General features: G+C 70.2%; 2 protein-coding genes. Both read left to right on the top strand.

What is annotated here, in order from left to right:
• Positions 1-1020: AMP-binding protein (locus tag B4M60_RS10130; protein ID WP_291083140.1), on the top strand; the 1020-nt coding region annotated here is incomplete at its 5' end.
• 61 nt (positions 1021-1081) lie between these two features.
• A complete protein-coding gene (locus B4M60_RS10125; protein ID WP_291083137.1) occupies positions 1082-1918 on the top strand; it encodes an SDR family oxidoreductase in 837 nt (278 codons plus the stop codon).
• The last annotated feature ends 107 nt before the right edge of the window (positions 1919-2025 follow it).

Genomic DNA, 2025 nt, shown 5'->3' with positions numbered 1-2025 from the left:
AAGGGCGCCATGCTCACGCACGGCAACTTCTTCCACAACGCGGTCAACGCCATGGGATTCGACTCGGGTATCGGCCGCACCGACATCACCGTCTCCGCGGCGCCCCTGTTCCACATCGGCGCGCTCGGCGTCCACACCCTGCCGTTCCTCTTCGTCGGCGGGACGGTCCTCATCATGGAGGCCTTCGCCCCCGACCTCTGGCTGGACGCCGTCGAGCAGCACGGGGTGACCAAGGCGTTCCTCGTCCCCGCCATGTGGGCGGCCGTGGCGCAGTCGGAGTCGATCAGCACCCGCGACCTGTCCACGCTCCGATCGGCGATCAGCGGCGGAGCACCGTGCCCGATCACCGTCATCCACGCTCTGCGCGGGTACGGCATGGAGTTCACCGAGGGCTTCGGCATGACCGAGACCTCCCCCAACGCGGCGTGCCTGCAGCCCGAGGACGTCGTCGACCACGCCGGCTCGATCGGTCGTCCCGTGCAGTTCATGGACTTCCGGATCCTCGACGAGGAGGGCCACGAGGTGCCCGGCGGCGAGGTCGGTGAGCTGTGCGTGCGCGGCCCCAACGTCTTCGTCGGCTACTGGGGCAAGCCCGCAGAGACCGCCCAGGCCCTGCGCGGCGGCTGGTTCCACACCGGCGACCTGGCCCGCGTGGACGACGAGGGGTTCTACACGCTCGTCGACAGGAAGAAGGACATGGTCATCACGGGCGGGGAGAACGTCTACCCGATCGAGGTCGAACAGGTCATGTACCAGCACCCCGAGGTCCGCGAGGTCGCCGTGATCGGCGTCCCGGACGACAAATGGGGCGAGCGGGTGATGGCCGTGGTCGTCCGCACCGAGGGCTCCACCGTCGACGCCGAGGACCTCCGGCTCTGGACCCGCTCGCGGATCGCCCATTTCAAGGCGCCGTCCGAGGTCCGGTTCTCCGACGAGCTCCCCCGCACCGCCACCGGGAAGCTGCTCAAGCGCGAACTGCGGAAGACCGTGGGCGGCACGGACGACGCCGTCTCCCGTTGACCGGCAGCCCCCCGCCGTCACCAGCCCGTCACTGACGCCACCACCACCGAAGGACCGATCAATGACCGAGTCACCCCGATCCCTCGCCGGACGCACCCTGCTCATGTCGGGCGGGAGTCGCGGCATCGGCCTGGCCATCGCGCTACGCGCGGCCCGCGACGGCGCCAACATCGCGATGCTCGCCAAGACCGACAAGCCCCACCCCAAGCTCGAGGGGACGGTGCACACCGCCGCCGCCCAGATCGAGGCGGCCGGGGGGAGGGCCCTGGCGGTGGTCGGCGACGTGCGCGACGAGGACTCGGTCCGCGAGGCGGTGGACAGGACCGTCGACGCGTTCGGCGGACTCGACATCGTGGTCAACAACGCGAGCGCGATCGACCTGTCCCCCACGTCCGAGCTGGCCATGAAGAAGTACGACCTCATGCAGGACATCAACTGCCGCGGCTCGTTCCTCCTCGCCAAGACGGCCCTCCCGCATCTGGGGAAGTCCGACGGCGCCCACGTGCTCACGCTCTCCCCGCCGATCAACCTCAACCCGGCCTGGGCCGGGAAGCACCTGGGGTACACGATCGCCAAATACGGCATGAGCCTGGTGACCCTCGGGCTCGCGGAGGAACTCCGCGGTCTCGGGATCGCCGCCAACAGCCTGTGGCCGCGCACCACCATCGCCACCGCCGCGGTCGCCAACCTCCTGGGCGGAGCCGAGATGGTCGCGCGCAGCCGCACCCCGGAGATCATGGCGGACGCGGCGCACGCCGTGCTCACCCGCGACCCCCGCGGGTGCTCGGGCAACTTCTTCATCGACGACGACGTGCTCGCCTCCGAGGGCGTCACCGATCTCTCGGTCTACGGCGGTCCGATGGACCAGCTGGAACTCGACATCTTCCTCGACGGCTGACGCCGGAATCACGCCAGAACAGGGCTCGGGGAGCCGGGTCGGCCGGCTACCCGCCGGTCAAGCCGGCTGGCGACCCCGCCGCGGCCCGCGACGAGGTCGGTGTCGTG

Origin of the sequence: Dietzia sp. UBA5065 (genome assembly GCA_002415925.1) — a bacterium.
Lineage (GTDB): Bacteria > Actinomycetota > Actinomycetes > Mycobacteriales > Mycobacteriaceae > Dietzia.
Note: the sequence above shows the minus strand (reverse complement) of the source record. Positions and strands in the feature narration are given on the sequence as shown.

Bases quoted from the DNA above. Each gene is read 5' to 3' on its own strand.
- B4M60_RS10125 (WP_291083137.1), top strand. From the start codon at position 1,082: ATGACCGAGTCACCCCGATCCCTCGCCGGACGCACCCTGCTCATGTCG.